Source organism: Flagellimonas abyssi, assembly GCF_019457905.1.
Lineage (GTDB): Bacteria > Bacteroidota > Bacteroidia > Flavobacteriales > Flavobacteriaceae > Flagellimonas > Flagellimonas abyssi.
In genome coordinates this window covers 150,428-175,757 of sequence record NZ_JAHZSV010000008.1, presented here as the reverse complement: position 1 = coordinate 175,757, position 25,330 = coordinate 150,428, and the positions used below count along the sequence as shown (strand labels likewise).

Genomic DNA, 25,330 nt, shown 5'->3' with positions numbered 1-25,330 from the left:
TGCCCTTTACCAATAAAAAAATATCCCACTAAAAGTGGGATAAGAAAAGTTGATTTTTTATCTAGTTGAGCCCTATCTGACTTATTAGTTTAATACTACCGTCAAGGTATTCATATTGATATAGTATTTCATCGCCGACCATAATCAGATGGTTTTCCATGGGAATCACATCATAGGTGACGATATCTTCAAAATGGTTCAATTCGATTAAATTATTAATGTCTGTCTTATCATAAACCTTAAGACCTGAGGCCCCGTCGCATATAAATATTTTTTCATTCTTGATTCCCAGACCATACGGCCCATCCATAGGATAGGTTATGACCAGTTCAGGATTTTCTATATTGGAAATATCCACAATATATAATCCGCTTTCGGTAGCGCCACACATATTGCCGCCCCTTAAGGTTACGTAGGCATAATCGCCATCTACTACAACAGGGTCACAGGCCGTGCCATGTTGGAACTCCGATACAAAAGTTGGTGTTGCCGGAGATGAAATATCATAAATATACATTCCCCTCATACTGCCCAAGAACAAATAATTGTCCCGGTTAAAAATGGTTTCAATATCAAAACCTGCATGCACATCGTCCAAAACCTGAGGATTGTCCAAATCTGAAATATTGAAGATATTGATGTTGTGACTATCGACGGCGTATAAATAATCCTCCACAATTTTAAACCTTGCCAACGACCCACCTTGGCCAGTTCCTCCACTGGCATCGTTCGCCACTTCGGCAAAAGCAATCCCAAAATCTCCAAAACGAGATTGGTATTGCTCCTTCGACATACGTTCAGAGACCATTTCCCACCCTACAATAATTTCATCAGAGTAATAATCATAATCGCCATAATCGACCAAGTCGGCCTCAAAAGGGGCTGCCACATAATCTTGCAATACATTTTCTAACCGATTTACGATTGTGATGTTATCAAGATCAGAAATATCTAATATCACCAAATCCATTAGACTATCGGCATAAAGAAAATTGTTCTTTACGGAAATATCCACATTTCCCGGGATTTGAATGAAAGCCACCTTTACGGGTTGGTTCGGATTACTGTTATCTATAACATGTATTCCTTCATATTTATCGTTGATGAAAATATAATCCCCATAGGTATAAACCTTGCCAGATTCGTTCATGGGTCGAGGGGCTATAACATCCACACTATTGGCAAACTCTGCACGATTCATCGTCAAAGGACGGGCTACCAAATACTCCTCATATGTACCGTTGGAATCATCATCGGAGCAAGAGGTGAACAATAAAAAATTGATGCATAAAAATAAAAGGACCTTGGTCTTCATAGCGGCTTGTTTTTTAGTTGTTTAGACACAGACCAAAGCATTTCGTTGCGCCATTTACCACAAAAAAATCATACGTCCATCGAAACCCCAACCGCATCTTTATGTATAAAGTAGATCGGAATTTTACTGAACATTGCAGTAAACAATACTCCGACCAAGCATAGGATCGCTCCTAATTGACCGACCAATCCCGAAACAAGTATCAAAAGGAATATCATCAACCAGTTTTTGTTGCCAAGGGCAAAACTTGCCTTCACTACTTCCAAAGCGGTAAGTTCCCTGTCAAAAGCAAAAAATGCAGGAAACAAGGACATGGGCACCATAAGGTAAATTATCCCCAAGCCGCAAGCCAAAACACCCAAAAAGGACAAACCGACCATGATCAAAGAAATAATCAATGCCTTGGACAAATACTCCCTTTTAAAATAGTAGAAGTAGTCGTCCTTCCCCGATTCGTTCAAATCATATTTTCTACAGATTCTTAGAAAAGCGGCATTCAAACAAATACCTATTGTCATCACACCGATCACAAACAAAGGCATAACCAAAGTCATCAACCCTGCAAATAAAGGCGGTATTTCTTGCTGTTCAAAAATATCAGGATCACTTATCCCCATAGCTATCATTGGCAAGTAGATCAACAAATAGAACGGAAGAATTGCCGCAAATGTCAATATAAGCGTTATAAAACCTTGTAGCCATACTTTTTTAAAAAGCTCAACGGAGTTGTTGAACACAGACCCGAATTCTACCTGGGCGCTTTGCTGTATTCTTTCGGAAAGACTAGTGAAATTCATTGTACTGTTTAGATTGTTTTTAAAGTGAAAGGTAATATTAACAAGGGATATCGCAATATATTATTAAAAAATACTGCCATATTGTCACTAAAATGTAATAAGCACTATCTTTGCACCCCATTGAAACATTTATGATAGAGGAAAAAAGCGTGGAAAAGATAATAGACGAAAGCCAACAGGGAAGTACATTATCGCTGGAAAACAACGAAAAGAACGGTCGAAAGCTCTACATAGAGAGCTACGGTTGCCAGATGAACTTTTCGGACAGTGAAATTGTTGCATCCATTTTGGCAAAGGAAGGTTTCAATACCACCCAAGACCTGAACGATGCAGACTTGGTTTTGGTAAATACATGTTCCATTCGGGAAAAGGCCGAACAGACCGTACGCAAGCGTTTGGAAAAATTCAACGCCGTTAAAAGAACCAGACCCAACATGAAAGTGGGTGTTTTGGGATGTATGGCCGAGCGTTTGAAGAGCAAGTTTTTGGAAGAAGAAAAAATAGTGGACATGGTGGTAGGACCGGACGCCTACAAAGACCTTCCCAACCTGATACAAGAAATAGACGAAGGCAGGAATGCCGTTAATGTTATCCTATCCAAAGATGAGACCTATGGCGATGTGGCCCCGGTTCGATTAAACACCAACGGAGTCTCCGCTTTTGTTTCCATAACGCGCGGATGTGACAACATGTGTACGTTCTGCGTGGTTCCTTTTACCCGGGGAAGGGAACGTAGCCGCGACCCACAATCCATTTTGGAAGAAGTGAACGATCTATGGGACAGAGGATTCAAAGAAATCACCCTGTTAGGCCAGAATGTGGATAGCTACCTCTGGTATGGTGGCGGATTGAAGAAGGATTTCGACAAGGCAACGGACATGCAAAAGGCCACTTCCGTAAACTTTGCCGGACTTTTGGAACTGGTAGCACAGGCGCAGCCCAAAATGCGCATCCGTTTCTCGACATCCAACCCTCAGGATATGACCTTGGACGTAATCGAGGCCATGGCCAAGCATAGAAATATCTGTAAGTACATTCACTTGCCGGTACAAAGTGGAAGCAACCGTATTTTAAAGGCAATGAACCGTTTGCACACTCGTGAGGAATATTTTGAGTTAATCGACAGCATCAAAAAACTAATTCCAGATTGTGCCATCAGTCAGGATATGATAACCGGGTTCCCAACAGAAACCGAAGAGGACCATCAGGACACTCTAAGTTTGATGGAATACGTGAAATATGATTTTGGATTCATGTTTGCCTATTCCGAACGTCCCGGAACACTTGCAGAGCGTAAAATGGATGATGATGTTCCTGATGAAATCAAAAAAAGGAGATTAACCGAAATCATCGACCTTCAACAAAAACACAGTCATTATCGTACCCAAGAGCATTTGGGAAAAACCGAAGAGATCTTGATAGAAGGGACTTCCAAAAAATCGGACGCTCATTGGATGGGGCGAAATTCACAGAATACCGTAGCTGTCTTCCCTAAAGAACACTACAAAGTAGGTGATTTTGTAAATGTAAAAATCAACGAATGCACCTCGGCTACCCTTATCGGAGAAGCAGTAGGGTATTCAGAAAATAATTAATAACCATTTCTAATTTCACACCGATTTCTAAACGTAGTCGAAGAACGATGTGGAATACCTAAAAAATAAAGTTCCTGCTTTCACAGGAATGACAACATATGGAAAGTGTACAATCCATAAAACAACGATTTGAGCTTATCGGAAACGATGTCAAGCTCAACCGGGCAATAGAAAAAGCAATACAGGTTGCTCCTACGGATATCTCCGTTTTGGTAACAGGTGAAAGTGGTGTGGGGAAAGAATCAATCCCAAAGATCATCCACTCGCTATCGCACCGAAAACATGCCAAATACATTGCGGTAAACTGTGGAGCGATTCCCGAGGGAACCATCGACAGTGAATTGTTCGGACACGAAAAAGGGGCCTTTACCGGTGCCACACAAACACGAAGCGGTTATTTTGAAGTGGCCGATGGCGGAACCATCTTCTTGGACGAGGTAGGCGAGCTTCCACTGACCACTCAAGTACGTTTGCTCCGGGTTTTGGAAAATGGGGAGTTTTTGAAAGTGGGATCATCACAGGTTCAAAAAACCAATGTTCGGATTGTGGCCGCTACAAACGTGAACATGTTCGAGGCCATAAAAAAGGAAAAATTTAGGGAAGACCTTTATTATAGATTAAGCACGGTCGAAATAAGTTTACCGCCCCTTCGTGACAGAAGGGACGACATTCATCTGCTTTTTAGAAAATTTGCTTCCGACTTTGGTCAGAAATACAAAATGCCCACTATTCGTTTGGAGGACGATGCGGTGAACCTGCTCTTAAAATACCGTTGGCCTGGCAATATCCGTCAATTAAGAAACATTGCAGAGCAAGTTTCTGTATTGGAAGAAAACAGGAATATCTCCGCTTCAACCTTGAACAGTTATCTTCCGAATTCCACCGGCTCCAGTTTACCTGCAGTTGTGGGGCAGACCAAAAAGGAAAGTGATTTTAGCAACGAACGCGAAATACTGTACAAAGTGCTCTTTGATATGAAGGGCGACCTCAACGACCTCAAAAAATTGACTTTGGAATTGCTGAAGGATAACGATTCCAATAAGGTGCAACGGGAAAATGAAGGCTTGATTCGTAAAATCTATGGCAATCAAGAGCCTGAAGAAGAAATAGAGCACGAGGAAACACCTGCCGAATTGCTCCATTTGCCAGAGCCAGTTTTGGAACCAACGCCTCCCGCTCCGTCCCAATTGCCTCCAGAAGATAGATATCATTTTGCTGAGGAAATCGAAGAAGAAGAAACCCTATCTTTACAGGAAAAGGAGATTGAATTGATCAAAAAGTCATTGGAGCGCAATAAAGGAAAAAGGAAAGCCGCTGCCGCAGAGCTCGGTATTTCGGAAAGAACGCTCTACAGAAAAATAAAGCAGTACGATCTTTAATTTATACCCAAAACAGTTACAAGTCAGAGATGAAAAAAAATGGAATTAAAATCGGATTGCTAGGATTGGTTTTCTTCTTGCAAAGTTGTGGTGCCTACAACTTTTCCGGCGCCGATATTGGTACCGCGCAGAGTTTTCAGGTCAATTTTTTCCAAAACTATGCGGACCAAACGCCCGGCTCGGTAATCGTGCCCGGTTTGGGAAGGGATTTTACCTTGGCGCTGCAAGATATGATTAACAATCTTACGAGTCTTTCACTGACCGGGAGCAATGGAGATTTGGTTTATGAAGGCGAAATTGTGGAATACAAAGTGGTACCAATGACTGCCACCGCCGACCAAAGGACCGCTCAAAACCGATTGACCATGAGCGTAAACGTCAGGTTTTACAATACAACCAAAGAAGATGCTGATTTTGAAAGAAGATTTTCCTTCTTTTACGATTTTGATGCCGCAGCTCCCCTGCCATCCGTACAGGCTGCCGCGCACGAGGAAATTTTTGAACGACTCACCCAGGACATTTTTAATGCCTCCTTGGGAAATTGGTAAAATTTTATGAACATTTCAGATTTTATACATATTCTTCAAAATTCAAACACCATTCTATCTCCCAAACAAACTCGGGAACTAGAGGATATTATTGAAGAGTACCCCTATTTTCAGGCTGCACGGGCCTTGCACCTAAAGGGACTTAAAAATCTGGACAGTTACAAATACAACAATGCGTTAAAAGTAACGGCTGCACATACAGCTGATAGGGATGTGCTTTTTGACTACATTACCTCCAAAGAATTCTTTCAAAACAATATCGCCGATGCCATTGCCGGTAGAGGCTCCAAACTCGAGGACCAGGAAGCCATTTCTGAAGAAATAGAGCCGAACCCAAATACGGCTAGCATGCTTTCGGAATCCAGCGAGCCTGCCCTGCCCCAAAACCTAAATGATGCCGAACAGATTCTGAACCCAAAACTTTTTGAATCCAGAAAACCTGAAGTCAAGCTTAAAAAGATTGAGGAACCAAAAAAGGAGGATGACACCAATTTAAACTTGGGCAAACCCATTCCGTTCACCAAAAAAGAAAAACACTCGTTTACCGAATGGCTTCAACTGACATCCACCCATGACGAACCTGTTGAGAAGCAAAACACTAATGGTGACCAAGGGAGCGGAAATGTGCTGGAAGAATTGGAACGAAAGAAAAAGTTTGAACTCTTGGACAAATTCATTGAGAACAATCCTAAAATAGTTCCAAAAGAATCCAACCCAAAAGTGAACATAAAAGAGTCTACCAAAATTGACCAAAACGAGTTAATGACCGAGACTTTGGCCAAGGTCTATTTAGAACAAAAAAAGTATAAAAAGGCCATCCAAGCTTTTAAAATATTGAGTTTGAAATATCCAGAAAAAAGTGGTTTCTTTGCAGACCAAATTCAGGCAGTGAAGAAGCTGCAGAAAGAAAAAGAATAAGAAATGAGCACGTTTTCAATTTTTTTGGTACTGATAATTATCGTGTGCCTTTTGTTAATCTTGGTCATTATGGTCCAGAATCCCAAAGGCGGTGGATTATCATCCTCCTTTGGAGGAAGTGGCAACCAAGTTGTTGGCGGTGTTAAGAAAACTGGGGACTTTTTGGACAAGAGTACTTGGACGCTTGCTACCTTGTTGATTGTTTTGATCTTGCTTTCCAATGTTTCCTTAAAAGGGAACTATAGCCAAGCAGATTCCAAATTGCTTCAAGGCGACGATACCGAAATACCAGAAACAGTTCCAGAGGAAGTACCTGAACAACTTCCACCGGCCAACACTACAAGTCCAGTAGATACTATTGGATAACACAAAGTGACAAAGCATAGAAAAATGCCAGCTTAAATGACAAGCTGGCATTTTTGTTTTCCAGATTGTCAGTTTTTGTGCATTGGCACAATTTCTGTCTCTTATCTTCAAGAATTTTTAAAACAAACACCTAAAAATTAAAAATATGGCTAAAATTAACATCAAACCATTGGCAGACAGGGTTTTAATCGAGCCACTACAGGCCGAGACAAAAACTGCCTCCGGTATCATCATCCCGGACAACGCGAAAGAGAAACCACAAAAAGGAACTGTTGTGGCCGTTGGACCTGGAACCAAGGACGAAAAAGTAACCGTAAAAGTAGGTGACACCGTTCTTTATGGAAAATATGCCGGTACAGAACTTAAGTTCGATGGCACCGACTATTTGATGATGCGCGAAAGCGATATTTTGGCAATTGTATAACTTAAAAATCAACTAAAAAGAAATGGCAAAAGATATTAAGTTTGACATAGATGCACGTGACGGACTGAAAAGAGGCGTTGACAAATTGGCCGAGGCAGTAAAAGTGACCTTGGGACCAAAAGGTAGAAACGTTATCATCAGCAAATCATTTGGAGCACCTCAGGTAACCAAAGATGGTGTATCTGTAGCAAAAGAAATCGAATTGGAAGACGCACTGGAGAATATGGGTGCGCAAATGGTGAAGGAAGTTGCTTCCAAAACCAATGACCAGGCCGGTGATGGTACCACTACTGCTACCGTTTTGGCACAGGCTATCGTAAAAGAAGGTCTTAAAAACGTTGCCGCCGGTGCAAATCCAATGGATTTGAAACGCGGAATTGACAAAGCCGTTGAAGCTTTGGTGGCCGATTTACAAAAACAAACCAAAGAAGTTGGCAACGACTCTGATAAGATCAAGCAAGTTGCTTCTATCTCTGCAAACAACGATGAAGCTATCGGCGACCTTATCGCCACTGCTTTCACCAAAGTAGGAAAAGAAGGTGTTATCACTGTTGAAGAAGCAAAAGGTACCGACACTTACGTTGACGTTGTTGAAGGTATGCAGTTTGACAGAGGATACCTTTCCCCTTACTTTGTTACCGATACCGATAAAATGATCGCTGATCTGGAGAACCCTTATATTCTTCTTTTCGACAAGAAAATCTCCAATCTTCAGGAAATCCTTCCTATTCTTGAGCCAGTGGCACAATCCGGAAGACCTCTTTTGATCATCGCTGAAGATGTAGAAGGCCAAGCCTTGGCAACATTGGTGGTGAACAAATTGAGAGGTGGACTTAAGATTGCAGCTGTTAAAGCTCCAGGTTTTGGCGACAGAAGAAAAGCTATGTTGGAAGACATCGCTATCCTAACAGGCGGTACTGTAATCTCTGAAGAAAGAGGATTCTCTTTGGAAAATGCTTCTTTGGATATGTTGGGTACTGCTGAGACCGTGACCATCGATAAGGACAACACAACTATCGTGAACGGTAGCGGAAACGCTTCTGACATTAAAGCAAGAGTAAGCCAGATAAAGGCTCAAATCGAGACAACCACATCTGATTACGATAAAGAAAAACTTCAGGAACGTTTGGCCAAATTAGCCGGTGGTGTTGCCGTACTTTATGTTGGTGCAGCTTCTGAAGTAGAAATGAAAGAGAAGAAAGACCGTGTGGACGATGCCTTGCACGCTACCCGTGCCGCTGTAGAAGAAGGTATTGTTGCCGGTGGTGGTGTTGCCTTGGTAAGGGCCAAAAAGGTTCTTGAAAAATTGGCAACCGACTCATTGGACGAGACTACAGGTGTACAAATCGTGGCCAAGGCCATCGAAGCTCCTTTGCGTACCATTGTAGAAAATGCAGGAGGAGAAGGCTCCGTAGTGATTGCCAAAGTATTGGAAGGCAAAAAAGACTTCGGTTACGATGCCAAGTCCGACCAATATGTGGATATGCTTAAAGCAGGGATCATCGATCCTAAAAAAGTGACCCGTATTGCTCTGGAAAATGCCGCATCCGTTGCCGGAATGATCTTGACCACAGAGTGTGCCTTGACGGACATCAAAGAAGATGCACCAGCTATGCCTCCAATGGGAGGTGGCGGAATGCCGGGCATGATGTAATTCATGAATACAAGTATTATAAAATAGGAACGCCCCGATTTGCATCGGGGCGTTTTCTTTTTATCTGTTTAGTGCGGTCCTTCATAAGAACCAATAACCAAGTTACTTCTTTTTACCAGTAGCTTGGGCAGTCTTCTTGGCAGCAGGCTTTACAGCTTTTGCAGGAGATGACTTTCCAGTTGACTTCGCTTGTTTCATGAGTCAATAAATTAAAAACTGAAGTAAATGTATTCCAGATTTAAATATGTAGATTTTATTTGGCTAAATATTAACTAAAATCTATTCGATGGTTCCTACCACACTGCCACAGGTAAGCATGGCATCACCATAGTAAGGATTTCGTATTTCTTGCTCCAAACTCAGCCAGTTCGCACCTTTGTCATTATTTGCCATAGGACAATGTTGGACATAAATCTTCGTTTCCAAACCTTGCATTTGTTGTCCGATCTGGATCATGTTTTGGGAAAGCTGGATAAAAATCCCACGTTGATCCTCCAATGTACTTTTTGAAGCCATTTCTGCCAGTTGTTCTGCCAATTGGGACATGTGGCTCCTGCCCATATCATCCATTTGCATACCACTGATGTCCAAAGCTATCCTTGCTCCTTTTTGTGCCATTGCCTGCGTTTGTTCACTGTTCGATGCTACCAAGGCATCTTTTAGGTCCAGATATACCCCCAGTAAACCCCCAAACTTGTCCTGTACCTCTTCTGAAAATTGCATTTTCATGGTTCCGCCCATTTTTGAGTGGCCTTCGTGGTCCATGGTCATGGTTTCACCATCTTGGTTCATCATGGACTTTTTACCCTGTAATTGTGCTGCGGCATCCACCGTAAAAGTTCCCTTGGCAACGACCAGTTCCCTAGGTTTCAATCCCGAATTGACCGCATAGCTTCCATTGCTCAAATTTCCCAGTTCCACCTCCCTCATTTCAAAAATCGAAGTTGAAGGGTCCGGCTGCACATACACCAAAGAGCGTTGACCTGTCCATAAAACCGCACTCTCGGGAATGGTCAAAACCTCAACTTTTTCATTTTTGGACATCTCAATCTTGGCCTGCACGAACATTCCGGGTTTTAGCAATCCTTTTTCATTATCAAGTTCCGCGCGAACCTCCAAGGTTCTTGTACTGTTGTTCAATAGCGGGGAAACAAAAGAAACTGTCGCGGGAAATGTTTCATTCGGGTAAGATCTTGTAGTGATTTCCAAGGTTTGACCCTTTTCAAAAAGTCCCAATTGACTTTCATAGGCATCAAAAATGGCCCAAACAGAGCCCAAATTGGCCACTTTCACCAAAGGTGAACCTGTTTTGATATAATCCCCTTCCTCTACCATTATTTTTGAAACCACTCCCCTGACGTTGGAATATATCGGGAAATTTTCAACAACGTTACCCGAATTCTCTATTTGATCAATTTGTGATTCGGACAACTTCCAGAGCTTTAATTTATTGCGGACCGCTTTGTACAATTGGGGTTGGGTTTCCTTCAATTTGGCCGCCGTCAGCAATTCTTGCTGTGCCGAAACCAAGGCCGGCGCATAAATAGTGGCCAGCTTTTGGCCCTTGCGCACCTCTTCCCCTTCAAAATTCACGAAGATGTTTTCTATCCTACCATCAAAGTAGGCTGATTGGACCGCGTCGGATTCTTGGTTAACGGTAATCTTGCCCGAAACCTTGACACTACCTTCCCCTTCAGTTTGGGAACCTACCTGAATAGTTTCCACCCCCGCGAGCACCATGGCATTCTGGGTCATTTTAATCTGATTGGCCATGAGTCCTTCTTCGCTACTTTCCGCAGGAATAAGGTCCATACCACAAATGGGACAAGATCCTGGCTCCGGCTGCATGATCTGTGGATGCATGGAACAGGTCCACATTTCGCTGGTAGTAGATTCGGTGCCGTGATCATGTTCGTCCATTGTAGTGCTGCCTTCACTGCCCCCAAATATGAGATAGCCGACCAATAATCCCACTACCACAGCAATTCCGATATAAATGATATTTTCCTTTTTCATTTTTCTATTTTTTACGTTTAACGATTTTCCGCATCGTTGGCGACGAGGTAAACCAGAGCAAAAATCCGCTCAGTACAGTGATCAATCCCAAAAGGGAAAAGGCCCGAAGGACAGTTGTATTAAAATCGTCCCTGCCCTCATAATCCATAGTGTGGGTCATCCACAAAAAATCGAACCATCTCCAGTTTCGATGTCGTACGGTTTGAAAAGAACCGTCGGCAAGGGAAACATAGGCCTTGATATTCTCGGGGGAATCATAAGAAATCACATAAGCGGGTAGTGTTCTACCTCGATACTCATGATGCTTATCGGTTTCCTTGATGACCTCCACATTTTTCACTTTTAAACTCGGTGCCATCTCACGCGCTGCAACTTCCAAGGCCTCTTGTTCCGAAATGTTGCTTTTCAGGCTTCCATCCCTCGCATCCACCAAAAACTCATGGTTTATCCAGTAGTAGGGTTTTCCTGCTATTTCCTTAAGGCTCAACGAACTTATTTTACCCGGTATGTTGATTTTTGAACTTCCGATGAGACCATCAAAGGCAACAGGTTTATGATCCATATTCCTGAAATGGTCTCCGTGGATTTCATCAATATCGGTCCAACTGAAATAAAGGCCACTGGCCGTCCACATAATGAATTGTATTCCCAAAAACAGTCCCAAATACCTGTGGGCCTTTCTAATTTTAATCGCTGTTTTTCGTTTTACCATTTTTGTATTAGTCGATTGATTTAGTTCGTAGTCGTAATGCATTGGTAATCACCGATACGGAGCTAAAGCTCATGGCTAGAGCCGCGATCATAGGTGAGAGCAATATCCCAAATAACGGATAGAGTACCCCTGCCGCTACGGGCACTCCGATGGTATTGTATATCAATGCAAAAAATAGGTTTTGTTTTATGTTTTTCATGACGACTTCACTAAGGTTCCTTGCTTTAACGATACCGTGCAGATCACCTTTCACTAAAGTGACCATAGCGCTTTCTATGGCCACATCGGTACCCGTGCCCATCGCAATGCCCAAGTCACTTTTGGCGAGGGCCGGGGCGTCGTTGATGCCATCACCGGCCATCGCGACCACTTTTCCCTCACCTTGTAGGCGTTCCACTTCCTTCATTTTATCCTCCGGTAAAGCTTCTGCCTTAAAATCATCCAAATGAAGTTCTCCCGCCACCGCCTTGGCTGTGTTGGCATTGTCGCCTGTAAGCATGATTACGGAAATTCCCCTGTCCTGAATAGCTTTGATGGCTTTGGCACTGGTTGCCTTTATTTTATCACCAATGGCCACAAATCCATGACATTTTCCATCGATGGCCAAATAGGAAACCGTCTTTCCTTTTTCTTGGGATTTTATCACCTTTTCCTTTATCGAATCAGAGATTTCGACATTGGCCTTTTCCATCAATTTGAGGTTACCCAAATGGACTTCGGAACCATTGATTTTTCCTTCAACTCCCATTCCCGTTACGGCATTGAAAGAATCAGTTTGTAGAACCTGTACATCTTGTTCCTTGCCATAATTCACCGTGGCCTGGGCCAATGGATGTTCACTGTTGGCATTTACCGAAACAACGTATTGCAACAAATCTCTATCTGAATAGTCATCCGAAAAGGCCTCCAAATGGTCAAAGGTGGGTTTACCTTCGGTAATGGTTCCCGTTTTATCGATGATCAAGGTGTCCACATCGGCCAGTTTCTCCAAAGCTTCCGCATTTTTGATGAGCACGCCGTTTTGGGCGCCCTTACCCACCCCGACCATTATGGACATTGGTGTGGCAAGACCCAGTGCACAAGGACAAGCGATAATCAAAACTGCAATGGCATTGATCAATGCATAGACATAAGCGGGCTGTGGACCCCAAACGGCCCAAACCGCGAAGGTAATTATGGAAATTATCACCACAATGGGCACAAAATAGGCAGATACCTTATCCGCCAAATTCTGAATGGGTGCCCGGCTTCGGCTGGCTTGGTTCACCATATCAATGATTTGTGAGAGTAACGTATCACTGCCCACCTTTTCGGCCTTCATCAAAAAAGATTGGTTCCCGTTGATAGTACCGCTGCTCACTTTATCATCAACCGTCTTCTCAACAGGGATGGGTTCCCCTGTGATCATGGATTCGTCCACAGAGGTTTCTCCATCGGTAATAATACCGTCCACAGGAATTTTTTCTCCGGGTTTTACTCGGAGAATATCCCCTTTCTCAATGTCATCGATGCTGACCTCAACTTCTTCCCCGTCCACCACTTTTATGGCTTTGTTGGGAGCCAGTTTCAACAATTCTTTTACGGCGTTATTGGTCTTGCTATGTGCCCTGGCTTCCAATAATTGTCCCAATAGCACCAGCGTAAGAATTACTGTCGCGGCCTCAAAATACACATGTACAGCGCCGGTTCCTCCCTTGAACTGGTCAGGAAAAAATTCCGGAAATAGCAATCCAAGTACACTGAACACAAAAGCCACCCCAGCTCCAATTCCAATGAGGGTAAACATGTTCAAATTCCATGTTCTGATGCTTCGGTAGGCACGTTGAAAGAACATCCAAGTGGCATAAAACACCACGGGAATCGACAGCGCAAATTGCACCCAATTCCAGTATTGTGGCGCTAATAATTTATGGAGCGGATTATTGGGAATCATGTCGCTCATGGCAATAAGGAAAATGGGCAACGTAAAGGCTACCGCTATCCAAAACTTTTTGAGCAGTTTTTTGTACGTCTTCTCCTCTGCACTGGTTTCGGGCACTTTGGGCACTAGGTCCATTCCACATTTTGGACAGGAACCTGGTCCATTTTCAACCACTTCGGGGTGCATGGGACAGGTCCATTTTTGATTAGAATTGGAAGAAGTATTCTGCTCCTCCACTAAATCCATCCCACAAACTGGGCAATCACCAGGTTTGTCGTAGGTTTTATCTCCTTCGCAATGCATAGGACAATAAAAGGTACCGTTGCCATTTGTTGTAGCCTGTTTTTTTTCTTGTTTGGGTTCATGATGATGTCCATGCATATGAATGCTATAACTACCACCATCTTCTTCCATTGCTTTTTGGAACGTTTCGATTGGAATGTGTTCCTCCATCTCAATCACAGCTTCGGCCTTTTTCAAATTCACCTCAACTGAATTAACCCCAGCAACTTTAGATAGGGTTTGTTCCACATGGTTTCTACAACCATTGCAACTCATTCCGTGTATGTGATATGTATGTTTCATCTTGTTTGCTTTTTATTCAAAACTAGCTGAATACCAGTCGGAAGCTTTTTACAATTCTGGGTTTCTTTTATACAATTTGGTCCAAAGGTCTCCTGTTCCACTCCTCCAATTTCTTATAATCGCTCATCGACATCCCCGTTACCGATTTAAATTGTTTGGCCAAGTGACTGCTGCTCTTATAGTCTAAATCGTAGGCAATTTCGGAGAAGGTTTTGTTTCCCATCTGTATTTCTTCTTTTACCTTCTCCATTTTGAGCAGGATAAAATATTTTTCAATGGTCAAGCCCTCCTTCGCACTGAACATTTTACTGAGCGCCGAATACTTCTTGCCCAGTTTTTTGGCCAAGTATTCCGAGAGATTCTGATTGGAACGGTCATCCAAAGCATTGATCAAGTGTTTCTTGATGTCAACGATGTACGTTTGATCAACATCCTCTATCAATTCAAATCCGTTCTTGGTCAAAATCTCCCGAATACGTGCTATTTGGCCAATGGCCGAATCCTTCAACTCAACCTCTCCCAAGTCAATTTGTACCACCTCAATGCCAACATCCCGAAATTCATTTTTCAGAACGCCTTTGCATCTTTCACATACCATATTTTTTACCTTGATACGCATAGCGGTGCAATTAAAAATTAGTTATGGGTGTGCCCGTCGGCCATATGTTCCTGGTTCAACACATAGGTCATCCCGCAAACTGGGCATTTTCCTTCCTCATCACTTCCACTGCCTTCACAATGCATAGAACAAACATATTTGGAGGTATACTCCTTGCCTTCCATTTTGGCAGTTTCCATGCCTTGCATATCATGATTTTCATGATCCATTTTCTCCATATCGTGACCTTCATTGTCCATGGTCGCCTCAGTGGATGTTTCCTTGGCTTCCTCCGTTTTTCCCTTGCACGATACTGTAAGCACCAATACCGATGCAAATGTGATTCCGATCACTGTTCTGATGTTTGTTCTCATTTTTGATAAATTAAATTTACTTGTTAATTAAATAATTGATGATGGCAGATTGTATATAATATAACTGCACGGATTGTATTTGATTGGTCTGAAATTTTAATTGCAGCTCCTGAACATCGAGCACATCATTGAAATTGATAGTTCCGGTTTCATAACTCTTGATCAAGATTTCTTCGGCATCCTTCGCTTGCTCCAGATTCTTTGCTTGGGTGCGGTATGCGATACGTGCTTGGTTCCGTTGCGAAATGGCACTGGCATAGGCATTTTCCAACACATTCAATCGCTCCTCTTTTTGAAATTCAATCTCTTTTTGACGCAACTCGTTCTGCTTGGTGGTCGATTTAAACTTGTTGTTGAAAATTGGCACGGAAAAAGTGACCATCGGCATTACAATATCCTTTCCATTATCGCTAAAAACCATATCATCGCGTTCCGAAACGGGGATATAATCCAAACCTATACCGAAACTTGGTGCATTTTCCTTTTGGTTGAGCACTTCGGATTGCGTTACGGATTCATACAATTGGTCATACTTGAGCAACTCCGGGTTGAGGCTCAAATCATCCTTGTTCAAAATAGTATCATCTTCAGGAATTTCCATTTCTTCCACAACCTCCGCGGCAATGCTTTCATCACGATTCAGCAAATTGTTGAATACGGCCTGCTCTGACAAGTAGGATTGTTCCAAAACCTCTTTTTGCTGTTGTAATTCATTCTGACGGATTTGAAGTTTTAAGATATCCACGGCCGAAGCCTTCCCTACTTCAACCGAAGTGAGCGCCAAGGTTTCGTAAGTTTTCAAAAGTTCAATATTTTCCTGAAGCACCTTTTGCTTGGCCTGAATCCCATATAAATTATAGTAGGATTGTGCCAAGGACAACGCCAGTTTTCGTTTGGCGATGACAATTTCAGCATACGCTGTCTCCGCCATGGAACTTGCGTAGTTCTCCCGCGCCGTGATGGTACCGAACCAAGGCAACATCTGCGAGACCGAAAACCGAGCTCTTTGTGCCCCCGTTCTGGTTTCTGGTTCGCTCACAAAATATCCTGCGGCAACCGTTGTGTTTGGCAAGGTGTTCACTTCGTTCACCTTTTCTTTGGCAATGTTGTAGCGCAGTTCCAAGGCCTGAATCATGGGGCTGTTCTGTTCCGCTTCTTGCAGATAGCTTTCCAACGATTGGGCCTTCGTCCCAAATGTGGCCAGCACAAACATTATATAAATGAATCTTTTTTTCATTGGTTTTGCATTTTAAGTTGCAATTCACTTTTCCAACTGAACAGCACTGGTACTACAAAGAGTGTAATCAAAGCGATGAGCATTCCACCAAAACTTGGAATGGCCATCGGAATCATGATATCGCTCCCCCTACCTGTACTGGTAAGCACGGGCAAGAGTGCCAAAATGGTAGTCGCAGTGGTCATCAAACAAGGTCTTATTCGTTTTTCTCCCGCTTCCAATACCGAAGCACGAATCTGTTTCAAGTTGTCCGGTTTGTTCTTGTCAAAAGTTTGGGTAAGGTAGGTGGCCATGACCACCCCATCATCCGTAGCAATTCCAAACAATGCGATAAATCCGACCCACACCGCAACACTCAGGTTAATGGTGTGGATTTGGAAAAGGTCCCGGAGGTTCTCGCCCATAAAACTAAAGTTGAGGAACCAGTCCTGACCATAGAACCAAATCATTAAAAACCCACCTGCAAAGGCCACCAAAATCCCTGAAAATACCATCATGGAGGTAGCAACTGACTTGAATTGGAAGTACAGAATCAAGAATATGATCAACAACGCCAGCGGAACCACGACGGACAAGGTCTTTTTTGCCCTTAACTGGTTTTCGTAGGTACCCGTGAATCGGTAACTGATACCTTTGGGCACCACCAACTCGCCACTGTTTATCTTTTCTTGGATTTTGGCCTGTGCATTTTCCACCACATCCACTTCAGCGTAGCCATCGAGCTTATCAAAAAGTACATAACCTACCAAAAAGGTATCTTCACTTTTAATGGCCTGCGGACCTTGTTCATAACGGATGGTGACCAATTCGCTCAAAGGAACCGGGCTTCCTTTTTGCACAGGAACATAAATATTTTTCAAATCGGTTGGATTTTCGCGGAGTTCCCTTGGATATCGCACACGAACGCCATATCGCTCCCTTCCTTCCACGGTTTGGGTCAATTGCATTCCACCAAGGGCCACCTCTAAAATCTGCTGTACGTCCTCGATAACCAAACCATATCGGACCAATTTTTCACGGTCAATATCGATAAGGAGGTAGGGCTTACCAACGATTCGGTCTGCAAAAACCGCCTCGTCCTTCACCCCGGACGCTTCTTTTAATATGGGCTCCAGTTGAAGGCCAAAGTTTTCAATTTCCTTTAAATCCTGTCCCTTCACTTTAATGCCCATTGGGGCCCGCATCCCTGTTTGCAACATCACCAAACGCGTTTCGATGGGTTGCAGCTTGGGAGCAGATGTAATTCCGGGAAGTCTGGTCACCTTTACAATTTCGTTCCAAATATCATCTGGACTTTCTATTTCCGGTCGCCAGTTCCTAAAGTATTCCCCGTCACTGTCTGGAATCAATAAGTTCCTGTCGATTCGCAAGGGTTCACTTACATGGTTCTCCTTATAATTTTGCTCATTGCTCACTTGTACATTGGGGTTGGCAAGCACTTTTCCGTTGCTCAACTCAAAATAACCATCGTCATTTACTCTAAAACGTTGGGGGCTTCCTGCTTCATTCTTTTGATATTCCGAGCGGTACTGAATAATGTTCTCGTACATGGAAAGTGGCGCCGGGTCCAAAGCGGATTCCGTTCTTCCCGCTTTTCCAACCACTGTTTGAATCTCTGGAATGGTAGCGACGGCCATATCCAACTGCTGTACCACCCGTTTATTTTCTTCCACTCCGGCATGCGGCAGGGAAGTCGGCATCAACAAAAAGGAACCTTCATTGAGGGAGGGCATAAACTCTTGGCCCGTGTTCCGCATAATCATAAATCCGAATACCACAATCACCGTGGGAATGGAAAGAAATAGCAATTTATGTTCCAAGGCCCATGTTAAAATACGGCTGTAGTATTGTCGGAACAGGTAAAACCCACCAAGCAAAACACTGCAAATCAATCCCACAAAAATCAGGTTGATAGCAATGCTACGATCAAAACCGAGAGGCCTCCAATAGGTGGCCAGCAAAAAGGCGATGGTGGCAACGCAGATGCCCACATTGAGCATACTGTTTTGTTTCCCATCCAAAGTTTGACGGAGTTTTAAGATTCCCGAAACACCAAAGGCAATCAAGGCCAGGCCCAACCAATAGCCAAAACCAATGGCAACCAGTCCCGAGGCAATCAAAATGCCGTTCCAGACATAAGTAATGATGGGCTTTCGGTTTTTCCTTTTGAATATAATGGCCGCAAATGGTGGAATGAGGAACAGCGCCACAATAATAGAGGCCGTCAACGCCATGGTCTTTGTAAAGGCCAACGGCCGAAATAGTTTTCCTTCTGCCCCCACCATGGTGAACACGGGTATAAAACTGATAATGGTGGTCAGTACTGCCGTAAGAATGGCCCCAGAAACCTCAGCAGTCGCATTGTACACCACTTCGTTTATCGATAGGTTCTGTTCATTTTCATCCATATGCCGAATTATGTTCTCCGAGAGGATTACCCCTACATCGACCATCGTACCAATGGCAATGGCAATACCCGAAAGTGCAACGATATTGGCATCCACGTTGAACATTTTCATGGCGATGAACACCATGAGAACGGCAATGGGCAAGAGTCCAGATATCAAAACGGAGGCCCTAAGATTGAACACCATGACCACGATGACCAAAATGGTTATCAATATTTCCAGAGTCAGGGCTTCGTTGAGCGTTCCCAATGTTTCTTGGATGAGTTCTGTTCTATCGTAAAAAGGGACAATGGTGAGTTGTGAAGTGGTTCCGTCTTTCAATTCCTTGGAGGGAAGCCCTGCACTCAACTCGGTTATTTTTTCCTTCACATTGTTGATGACTTCCAATGGATTGGCGCCGTATCTTGCTACAACCACCCCACCGACCACTTCGGCACCTTCCTTGTCCAAAATACCACGGCGGACAGCAGGACCCAAGGATACGTGTGCCACATCTTTAATTCTGATGGAGGTGTAATCCGTTGCCGTAACTACGGCATTTTTTATGTCGTCCAAGGATTTGATGTATCCCAATCCACGAACCAAGTATTCAGCTTTGTTGATTTCCAAGGTCTGTGCGCCAATATCCCGATTGCTCTGTTTAACGGCTTTTACGACCTGATCTAAACCGACATTGTATTGCTTCATCAATTCGGGATCCACATCTACTTGGTATTCCTGCACAAACCCGCCAATGGAAGCAACTTCCGAAACGCCCGATGCAGATGACAATGCATATTTCACATAGTAATCCTGAACGCTTCGCAGTTCCTGCAAATCCCATCCTCCTGTTACATTTCCATCCTTATCCCGACCTTCCAAGGTATACCAGAAAATCTGTCCCAAGGCTGTAGCATCGGGTCCTAAAGCAGGATTTACTCCATCGGGCTATAAATTGTTGGGCAATGAATTGAGTTTTTCAAGAATTCGGCTACGGCTCCAGTAGAACTCGACTTCCTCTTCAAAAATGATGTAGATGCTGGAAAACCCGAACATGGAAGAACTCCGAATGGTCTTAACTCCAGGAATACCAAGCAAAGAAGTCGTTAATGGATACGTAATTTGATCTTCGATATCCTGTGGGGAACGGCCCGGCCATTTGGTGAAAACAATCTGTTGGTTTTCCCCAATATCCGGAATGGCATCCACGGCAACGGGATTGCTGGGCAAGATACCGGTATTCCGATTAAAGGGTGTGCTCACTATGCCCCAAGCCATAAAAAATAGCAGGAGCAATATGGCTACCAGTTTATTCTCTATCAAAAATTTAATGCTTTTGTTCAGCATAAGGGTTTGATTTAAACATTAGATCGATACAAAAAATGCGTATAAACGCAGCTGCCCAACCAAATTGGCCGGGTACATTCAATCAATGCTTAAATCAAATAAGGAAAGTCTGATCCAGAACCTGCACGTCCCGTATCAATGGCGGAGGGTTGTACTCCCTAAACGAACTTGGCTCTTCGGAATCAATTTCGAAAAGCTGAAAATAGGATTGGACAAAACTTATCAAAAAGACTTGTTGGTCCAAATCAAACTTCTCGAAGGAGATTTTTAGGTCATCTTGACCTTGAACGGTGAAAGATTCATCATTACAACAGGATTTTTCCATATCCATGTCCATACCACAATCATCGGCATGGGCAAAAAAGGAAATATCCATCACACGGCCCATACAAATATGCTTGTCCACCGTCCACGAAACCGTGGAGGCCAAGACCAAAAGGCCCATTAATGAGGATACTATTTGATGAAAAATCTGTTTCATTCGACTACAAAACTACAAAATATTAACATTTATTGTTTTGCTTAACAGAACTTTATCTGTTTTTGGCCTGTAAGTTCACTTTCTTTTGTCGTACTAATCCACTATTCAATACATTTGCAAAAAAAATGTCATGCTAAAATCATTGGAACCCAAAGTGCTCGAAATAGTAAAGGAGGGGAACAAATCCGTGGATGACCGTTTGGGCGAAATCTGTGAACTGTTGCGCAGCAATGTCGACCATTATGACTGGGTAGGGTTCTATTTTAAAAATGGTGCCAAGGAGGAATTGAAGCTGGGTCCCTACGCTGGTGCTGCCACAGACCATACCATTATTCCTTTTGGCAAGGGCATTTGTGGGCAGGTTGCCGTGAGCAATCAGAACTTTGTGGTACCCGATGTGGCCGCTCAGGACAACTACATCGCCTGTAGCATTACCGTTAAAGCTGAAATTGTTGTTCCGCTATTTGTGAACGGTGAAAATGTGGGCCAAATCGATATCGATTCCAACACTCCCGACCCATTTACCGAAGAGGATGAACGCTTTTTGGAATTCATCAACCAAAAAGTGGCAGAGATCCTGTAAAACTTCTCCCATTTTGTTGATAACCCGTACTGTTTTTTAGTCTCAAATAAAGTACTTTTGTGCCCTTAATAAATTGATTTTAAGACACAGAAGATGACTGCTAAAAAAGCCTCTGCCGCGTTAATTTCCGTATTTCATAAAGATGGTTTGGAACCCATCGTTAAAAAATTGGATGAACTTGGGGTAACTCTTTATTCTACAGGAGGAACCGAAAAATTTATCCGCGATTTGGGTATCGATGTGGTACCCGTTGAGGACGTGACCAGCTACCCATCCATATTGGGCGGTCGTGTAAAAACATTGCACCCGAAGGTTTTTGGAGGAATTTTGAACAGACAGGACAATGAAAGTGATGTTGCACAAATGGCGGAATTTGAAATCCCTCAGTTGGACATCGTGATCGTGGATCTCTATCCATTTGAAAAAACCGTTGCCAGTGGCGCATCGGAACAAGATATTATCGAGAAAATCGACATCGGGGGCATTTCCCTGATCAGGGCGGCCGCCAAAAACTTCAAGGATGTGCTTTGCGTATCGTCCATGGAGGATTACGAGGACTTTTTGAACGTAATTACCGAAGGAAACGGCACCACGACTTTGGAAGACCGTAAGCGTTTTGCCACCAAGGCCTTCAATATTTCATCCCATTACGATACGGCCATCTTCAATTACTTCAACAAGGAGAAGGAAGAAACCGTATTGAAAATCAGCGAGACCAAAGGTCAGGTATTGCGATACGGTGAAAACCCGCACCAAAAAGGATATTTCTTCGGCGATTTTGATGCCATGTTCACCAAATTGCACGGCAAAGAGCTATCCTACAACAATTTACTGGATGTTGACGCCGCCGTAAACTTGATGGGCGAATTCAAAAATGATGATCCAACGTTTGCCATCCTAAAACACAATAATGCCTGTGGATTGGCTACACGTAGCACTATTAAACAAGCATACGTGGACGCCCTGGCCGGTGACCCAGTTTCAGCCTTTGGTGGAATCTTGATTTCCAATGTTGAAATTGACAAACCAACTGCCGAAGAAATCCACAATTTGTTCTGTGAAGTAGTGATCGCTCCCAGTTATTCCGATGAAGCTTTGGAAATTTTGAAGGGCAAGAAAAACAGGATCATCTTGATTCAAAACGAGATTGAATTGCCAGAAACTTTGGTCAGGACTTGCCTGAACGGTGTTCTGGTTCAGGATAAAGATTCAAAAACCGATACCAAAGAAGACTTGAACCCCGTTACCGACAAAAAACCCACTTCTGAAGAAATCGAGGACTTAATTTTTGCATCCAAATTGTGCAAACACACCAAAAGCAACACTATTGTTTTGGCCAAGAACAAGCAATTGTGCGCCAGTGGTACTGGACAGACTTCACGTGTGGATGCCTTGAATCAAGCCATCCATAAAGCAAAGTCTTTCGAATTTGATTTGGAAGGTGCCGTAATGGCCAGTGATGCCTTCTTCCCATTCCCCGATTGTGTGGAGATTGCGGACAAAGCGGGCATTAAAAGTGTCATTCAGCCAGGAGGCTCCATCAAGGATCAATTGAGCATAGATTATTGTAACGAAAATGGATTGGCGATGGTGATGACAGGTACTCGACATTTTAAACATTAATTTTAGTACTTTAGCCGTTAAATTTTACCGTTAATCCGAAAAACACACGATTTGTATGGGATTTTTTGATTTCATGACCGAGGAGATAGCCATCGACCTTGGTACTGCAAATACCCTGATCATCCATTTGGACAAAGTGGTGGTCGACAGTCCTTCCATTGTGGCAAGGGACCGTATATCAGGGAAAATAATCGCGGTGGGCCGCGAAGCCAATATGATGCAGGGGAAGACCCATGAAAACATCAAAACCATACGACCGTTGAAAGACGGTGTAATCGCTGATTTTGATGCATCGGAAAAGATGATCAGCATGTTCATCAAAAACATTCCGGCACTCAAGAAAAAATGGTTTCCGCCCGCGCTTCGAATGGTCATCTGTATTCCTTCGGGCATTACCGAAGTGGAAATGCGTGCGGTCCGTGAATCTGCGGAACGTGTCAACGGCAAAGAAGTTTACTTGATTCATGAGCCTATGGCTGCAGCCATTGGTATCGGCCTTGATATCATGCAGCCGAAAGGAAACATGATCGTGGATATAGGTGGTGGTACCACAGAGATTGCGGTCATTGCATTAGGCGGTATCGTTTGTGACAAATCTGTAAAAATTGCAGGTGATGTGTTCACGAACGATATCATTTATTACATGAGGACCCAGCACAACCTTTACGTGGGTGAAAGTACGGCCGAAGCCATCAAAATAGAAATTGGTTCTGCAACCGAGGATTTAAAATCCCCACCGGATGACAAATCCATCCAAGGTCGTGATCTTTTGACAGGTAAACCAAAACAAGTTCAGGTTTCTTACCGAGAAATCGCCAAAGCCTTGGACAAAAGTATTTTAAGGGTGGAAGACGCTGTTATGGAAACCCTATCGCAAACTCCTCCAGAGTTGGCCGCCGATATCTACAACACAGGTATTTATTTAGCAGGTGGTGGGTCCATGCTACGAGGATTGGACAGAAGGCTTTCCCAAAAAACCGATTTGCCCGTTTACATTGCCGAAGATCCTTTGAGAGCGGTTGTTCGAGGTACAGGTATTGCCCTTAAAAACTTGGAACGCTATAAAAGTATTTTAATAAAATAGCGCTGTAATCTTTACAGTTCTATTACCTTCAAGGAGTTGAAAAAACCTTCTTAACGATACGATTGCATGCAACGCATCATCAATTTTGTTTTACGCTATCGAAATGCATTTTTGTATGTGTTTTTTGCGTTTATTTCTTTGGTGATGACGATTCGGTCCCATTCATACCATCAATCCAGATTCTTTAATTCATCCCGTTGGGTCTCCGGTAGTATTTATGGTGCCGGTTCCGATGTGTCATCTTATTTCGACCTGCAAGAGGAGAACAAAAGATTGGTCGAGGAGAATCAGCGATTGCGCAGAATTCTTTTCAACACAGAATATGATAGCATTGAACCTTTGGATTCCACTTTGGCCGTTTATCAAGTATTGAATGCCCGGCTTATAAAAAATAGTTTTACCTCGCCTCGAAATTATGTTTTAATTGACAAGGGAGAGAAAGATGGGGTGCATCAAGATATGGGTGTAATCACTACCGACGGTATTTTGGGAATCGTGGAAAATGTGTCGAATAATTTTGCTACGGTGCAAAGTGTGCTCAACACCAAATCCAACATCAACGCAAAAATAAAGGGCACCGAATATTTTGGTTCGTTGGTATGGGATACAAAAGATTATTCTGTGGTGCAACTGGTCGATATTCCAAGACTGGTCCCCTTGGTGGTAGGAGATACCATTGTTACCGGGGGTATGTCCAGCATTTTTCCGGAAAACGTTCCGATAGGTGTTATCAAGAAATATGATCTTAACGATTCCAAAAGTTTCTACAATATTGACGTGGAGCTATTCTCCGATATGGCCAGCATTAAAAATGTATACTTAATCGAGAATCAGAATAAAGAAGAAATAGAGGAACTTGAATCCAGAACCATAGAATGAACAATTCACCCATCATAAATATTCTCCGGTTTGTGTTGTTGGTCATCACACAGGTGCTCATATTCAATAATCTCAATTTTCTGGGTTTCATCAACCCTATGGTTTATGTAATCTTCTTTTACTGGTATCCCATTAAAAGGAATCGTGCCATTTTTATGCTTACGGCTTTTCTGTTGGGATTGGTCATCGATATTTTCTCGGACAGCCTTGCATTGAACGCCTTGGCATCGGTCACCATTGCTTATGCAAGACCTGCCATAATGCGTTTTTGCTTTGGCGTGAACTATGATTTTCAAAATTTTAGTTTTAAAAACACGACCAAGTTGCAGCGAATTACTTTTATGGCGCTTCTTATTTTTGTTCATCATCTCATATTCTTTTCGTTTGAAATTTTAAGTATCGCCCATATCCTGTTAATTTTGAAAAAAGTTTTTGCCACGGGAACGGTAACTTTAATACTTTGTGTATTATTCAGTTCACTTTTTAGTCCAAAGAGCGAATAAAAAC

21 protein-coding genes and 1 pseudogene are annotated in these 25,330 nt (G+C 43.0%); 12 read left to right on the top strand and 10 right to left on the bottom strand.

Going from position 1 to position 25,330, the window contains the following annotated elements:
* Positions 1-61: 61 nt before the first annotated feature.
* Positions 62-1,315, bottom strand: coding sequence for an LVIVD repeat-containing protein (locus K1F36_RS08340; protein ID WP_220113410.1), 1,254 nt, complete (start codon positions 1,313-1,315; stop codon positions 62-64).
* Between the two features lie 68 nt (positions 1,316-1,383).
* Positions 1,384-2,112, bottom strand: coding sequence for a hypothetical protein (locus K1F36_RS08335; protein ID WP_220113409.1), 729 nt, complete (start codon positions 2,110-2,112; stop codon positions 1,384-1,386).
* Between the two features lie 149 nt (positions 2,113-2,261).
* Between K1F36_RS08335 and miaB the strand changes: the two genes are divergently transcribed.
* The 7 genes from miaB (at position 2,262) to groL (ending at position 8,996) form a co-directional block, all read left to right on the top strand.
* Positions 2,262-3,707 carry a tRNA (N6-isopentenyl adenosine(37)-C2)-methylthiotransferase MiaB gene (miaB, locus tag K1F36_RS08330; RefSeq protein ID WP_220113438.1) on the top strand — a complete coding sequence of 482 codons (1,446 nt, stop codon included), beginning with the start codon at positions 2,262-2,264 and terminating at the stop codon, positions 3,705-3,707.
* 98 nt (positions 3,708-3,805) lie between these two features.
* Positions 3,806-5,086 (top strand): sigma-54 interaction domain-containing protein, encoded by a 1,281-nt coding sequence (locus K1F36_RS08325; RefSeq protein WP_220113408.1) that lies wholly within the window; start codon positions 3,806-3,808, stop codon positions 5,084-5,086.
* A 29-nt stretch (positions 5,087-5,115) separates the two neighbouring features.
* A complete protein-coding gene (locus K1F36_RS08320) occupies positions 5,116-5,634 on the top strand; it encodes an LptE family protein (protein ID WP_207035377.1) in 519 nt (172 codons plus the stop codon).
* Positions 5,635-5,640: 6 nt separating this feature from the next.
* A complete protein-coding gene (locus K1F36_RS08315) occupies positions 5,641-6,552 on the top strand; it encodes a hypothetical protein (protein WP_220113407.1) in 912 nt (303 codons plus the stop codon).
* Between the two features lie 3 nt (positions 6,553-6,555).
* Complete coding sequence (gene secG / locus K1F36_RS08310; RefSeq protein WP_207035372.1) at positions 6,556-6,918, top strand: preprotein translocase subunit SecG; 363 nt, start codon at positions 6,556-6,558, stop codon at positions 6,916-6,918.
* A gap of 145 nt (positions 6,919-7,063) precedes the next feature.
* Positions 7,064-7,342, top strand: coding sequence for a co-chaperone GroES (locus K1F36_RS08305; RefSeq protein WP_108246930.1), 279 nt, complete (start codon positions 7,064-7,066; stop codon positions 7,340-7,342).
* A gap of 22 nt (positions 7,343-7,364) precedes the next feature.
* Positions 7,365-8,996 (top strand): chaperonin GroEL, encoded by a 1,632-nt coding sequence (gene groL / locus K1F36_RS08300; protein ID WP_220113406.1) that lies wholly within the window; start codon positions 7,365-7,367, stop codon positions 8,994-8,996.
* 279 nt (positions 8,997-9,275) lie between these two features.
* On the opposite strand, the gene K1F36_RS08295 is transcribed toward groL, so the two are convergent.
* The 8 genes and pseudogenes from K1F36_RS08295 to K1F36_RS08260 form a co-directional block, all read right to left on the bottom strand.
* Complete coding sequence (locus tag K1F36_RS08295; RefSeq protein ID WP_220113405.1) at positions 9,276-11,012, bottom strand: efflux RND transporter periplasmic adaptor subunit; 1,737 nt, start codon at positions 11,010-11,012, stop codon at positions 9,276-9,278.
* Between the two features lie 4 nt (positions 11,013-11,016).
* A complete protein-coding gene (locus tag K1F36_RS08290; protein ID WP_220113404.1) occupies positions 11,017-11,724 on the bottom strand; it encodes a hypothetical protein in 708 nt (235 codons plus the stop codon).
* Between the two features lie 7 nt (positions 11,725-11,731).
* A complete protein-coding gene (locus K1F36_RS08285; RefSeq protein WP_220113403.1) occupies positions 11,732-14,230 on the bottom strand; it encodes a heavy metal translocating P-type ATPase in 2,499 nt (832 codons plus the stop codon).
* Positions 14,231-14,297: 67 nt separating this feature from the next.
* Positions 14,298-14,849, bottom strand: a complete 552-nt coding sequence (locus K1F36_RS08280; RefSeq protein WP_220113402.1) for a helix-turn-helix transcriptional regulator — start codon at positions 14,847-14,849, stop codon at positions 14,298-14,300.
* Positions 14,850-14,866: 17 nt separating this feature from the next.
* Positions 14,867-15,202 carry a heavy metal-binding domain-containing protein gene (locus K1F36_RS08275; protein ID WP_220113401.1) on the bottom strand — a complete coding sequence of 112 codons (336 nt, stop codon included), beginning with the start codon at positions 15,200-15,202 and terminating at the stop codon, positions 14,867-14,869.
* A gap of 16 nt (positions 15,203-15,218) precedes the next feature.
* Entirely contained in the window at positions 15,219-16,439 is a 1,221-nt protein-coding gene (locus tag K1F36_RS08270; RefSeq protein ID WP_220113400.1) for a TolC family protein, read from the bottom strand.
* Positions 16,436-20,173: pseudogene (locus K1F36_RS08265) on the bottom strand (efflux RND transporter permease subunit). The gene K1F36_RS08270 and the pseudogene K1F36_RS08265 overlap by 4 nt, the downstream one beginning before the upstream one ends.
* 94 nt (positions 20,174-20,267) lie before the next feature.
* Positions 20,268-20,654, bottom strand: a complete 387-nt coding sequence (locus K1F36_RS08260; protein ID WP_258538989.1) for an HYC_CC_PP family protein — start codon at positions 20,652-20,654, stop codon at positions 20,268-20,270.
* A 130-nt stretch (positions 20,655-20,784) separates the two neighbouring features.
* Here K1F36_RS08260 and K1F36_RS08255 point away from each other — a divergent pair, with 130 nt between their 5' ends.
* The 5 genes from K1F36_RS08255 to K1F36_RS08235 all read left to right on the top strand — a co-directional run bounded on the left by K1F36_RS08255 (position 20,785) and on the right by K1F36_RS08235 (position 25,326).
* Positions 20,785-21,237, top strand: coding sequence for a GAF domain-containing protein (locus tag K1F36_RS08255; protein ID WP_220113399.1), 453 nt, complete (start codon positions 20,785-20,787; stop codon positions 21,235-21,237).
* Positions 21,238-21,330: 93 nt separating this feature from the next.
* Positions 21,331-22,860 (top strand): bifunctional phosphoribosylaminoimidazolecarboxamide formyltransferase/IMP cyclohydrolase, encoded by a 1,530-nt coding sequence (purH, locus tag K1F36_RS08250; RefSeq protein ID WP_220113398.1) that lies wholly within the window; start codon positions 21,331-21,333, stop codon positions 22,858-22,860.
* 55 nt (positions 22,861-22,915) lie between these two features.
* Complete coding sequence (locus tag K1F36_RS08245) at positions 22,916-23,944, top strand: rod shape-determining protein (RefSeq protein WP_166249266.1); 1,029 nt, start codon at positions 22,916-22,918, stop codon at positions 23,942-23,944.
* A gap of 66 nt (positions 23,945-24,010) precedes the next feature.
* Positions 24,011-24,823, top strand: a complete 813-nt coding sequence (gene mreC / locus K1F36_RS08240) for a rod shape-determining protein MreC (protein WP_220113397.1) — start codon at positions 24,011-24,013, stop codon at positions 24,821-24,823.
* On the top strand, positions 24,820-25,326 hold the full coding sequence (locus K1F36_RS08235; RefSeq protein ID WP_220113396.1) for a rod shape-determining protein MreD: 507 nt from the start codon (positions 24,820-24,822) through the stop codon (positions 25,324-25,326). The genes mreC and K1F36_RS08235 overlap by 4 nt, the downstream gene beginning before the upstream one ends.
* Positions 25,327-25,330 lie beyond the last annotated feature (4 nt).

Coding starts and splice junctions, on each gene's coding strand:
- K1F36_RS08290 (WP_220113404.1), bottom strand. CDS start 11,724: ATGGTAAAACGAAAAACAGCGATTAAAATTAGAAAGGCCCACAGGTAT.
- groL (WP_220113406.1), top strand. CDS start 7,365: ATGGCAAAAGATATTAAGTTTGACATAGATGCACGTGACGGACTGAAA.
- K1F36_RS08320 (WP_207035377.1), top strand. CDS start 5,116: ATGAAAAAAAATGGAATTAAAATCGGATTGCTAGGATTGGTTTTCTTC.
- K1F36_RS08235 (WP_220113396.1), top strand. CDS start 24,820: ATGAACAATTCACCCATCATAAATATTCTCCGGTTTGTGTTGTTGGTC.
- K1F36_RS08335 (WP_220113409.1), bottom strand. CDS start 2,112: ATGAATTTCACTAGTCTTTCCGAAAGAATACAGCAAAGCGCCCAGGTA.
- K1F36_RS08340 (WP_220113410.1), bottom strand. CDS start 1,315: ATGAAGACCAAGGTCCTTTTATTTTTATGCATCAATTTTTTATTGTTC.
- K1F36_RS08315 (WP_220113407.1), top strand. CDS start 5,641: ATGAACATTTCAGATTTTATACATATTCTTCAAAATTCAAACACCATT.
- K1F36_RS08245 (WP_166249266.1), top strand. CDS start 22,916: ATGGGATTTTTTGATTTCATGACCGAGGAGATAGCCATCGACCTTGGT.
- K1F36_RS08285 (WP_220113403.1), bottom strand. CDS start 14,230: ATGAAACATACATATCACATACACGGAATGAGTTGCAATGGTTGTAGA.
- purH (WP_220113398.1), top strand. CDS start 21,331: ATGACTGCTAAAAAAGCCTCTGCCGCGTTAATTTCCGTATTTCATAAA.
- K1F36_RS08325 (WP_220113408.1), top strand. CDS start 3,806: ATGGAAAGTGTACAATCCATAAAACAACGATTTGAGCTTATCGGAAAC.
- K1F36_RS08295 (WP_220113405.1), bottom strand. CDS start 11,012: ATGAAAAAGGAAAATATCATTTATATCGGAATTGCTGTGGTAGTGGGA.
- K1F36_RS08280 (WP_220113402.1), bottom strand. CDS start 14,849: ATGCGTATCAAGGTAAAAAATATGGTATGTGAAAGATGCAAAGGCGTT.
- K1F36_RS08305 (WP_108246930.1), top strand. CDS start 7,064: ATGGCTAAAATTAACATCAAACCATTGGCAGACAGGGTTTTAATCGAG.
- K1F36_RS08255 (WP_220113399.1), top strand. CDS start 20,785: ATGCTAAAATCATTGGAACCCAAAGTGCTCGAAATAGTAAAGGAGGGG.
- K1F36_RS08270 (WP_220113400.1), bottom strand. CDS start 16,439: ATGAAAAAAAGATTCATTTATATAATGTTTGTGCTGGCCACATTTGGG.
- secG (WP_207035372.1), top strand. CDS start 6,556: ATGAGCACGTTTTCAATTTTTTTGGTACTGATAATTATCGTGTGCCTT.
- K1F36_RS08275 (WP_220113401.1), bottom strand. CDS start 15,202: ATGAGAACAAACATCAGAACAGTGATCGGAATCACATTTGCATCGGTA.
- K1F36_RS08260 (WP_258538989.1), bottom strand. CDS start 20,654: ATGAAACAGATTTTTCATCAAATAGTATCCTCATTAATGGGCCTTTTG.
- mreC (WP_220113397.1), top strand. CDS start 24,011: ATGCAACGCATCATCAATTTTGTTTTACGCTATCGAAATGCATTTTTG.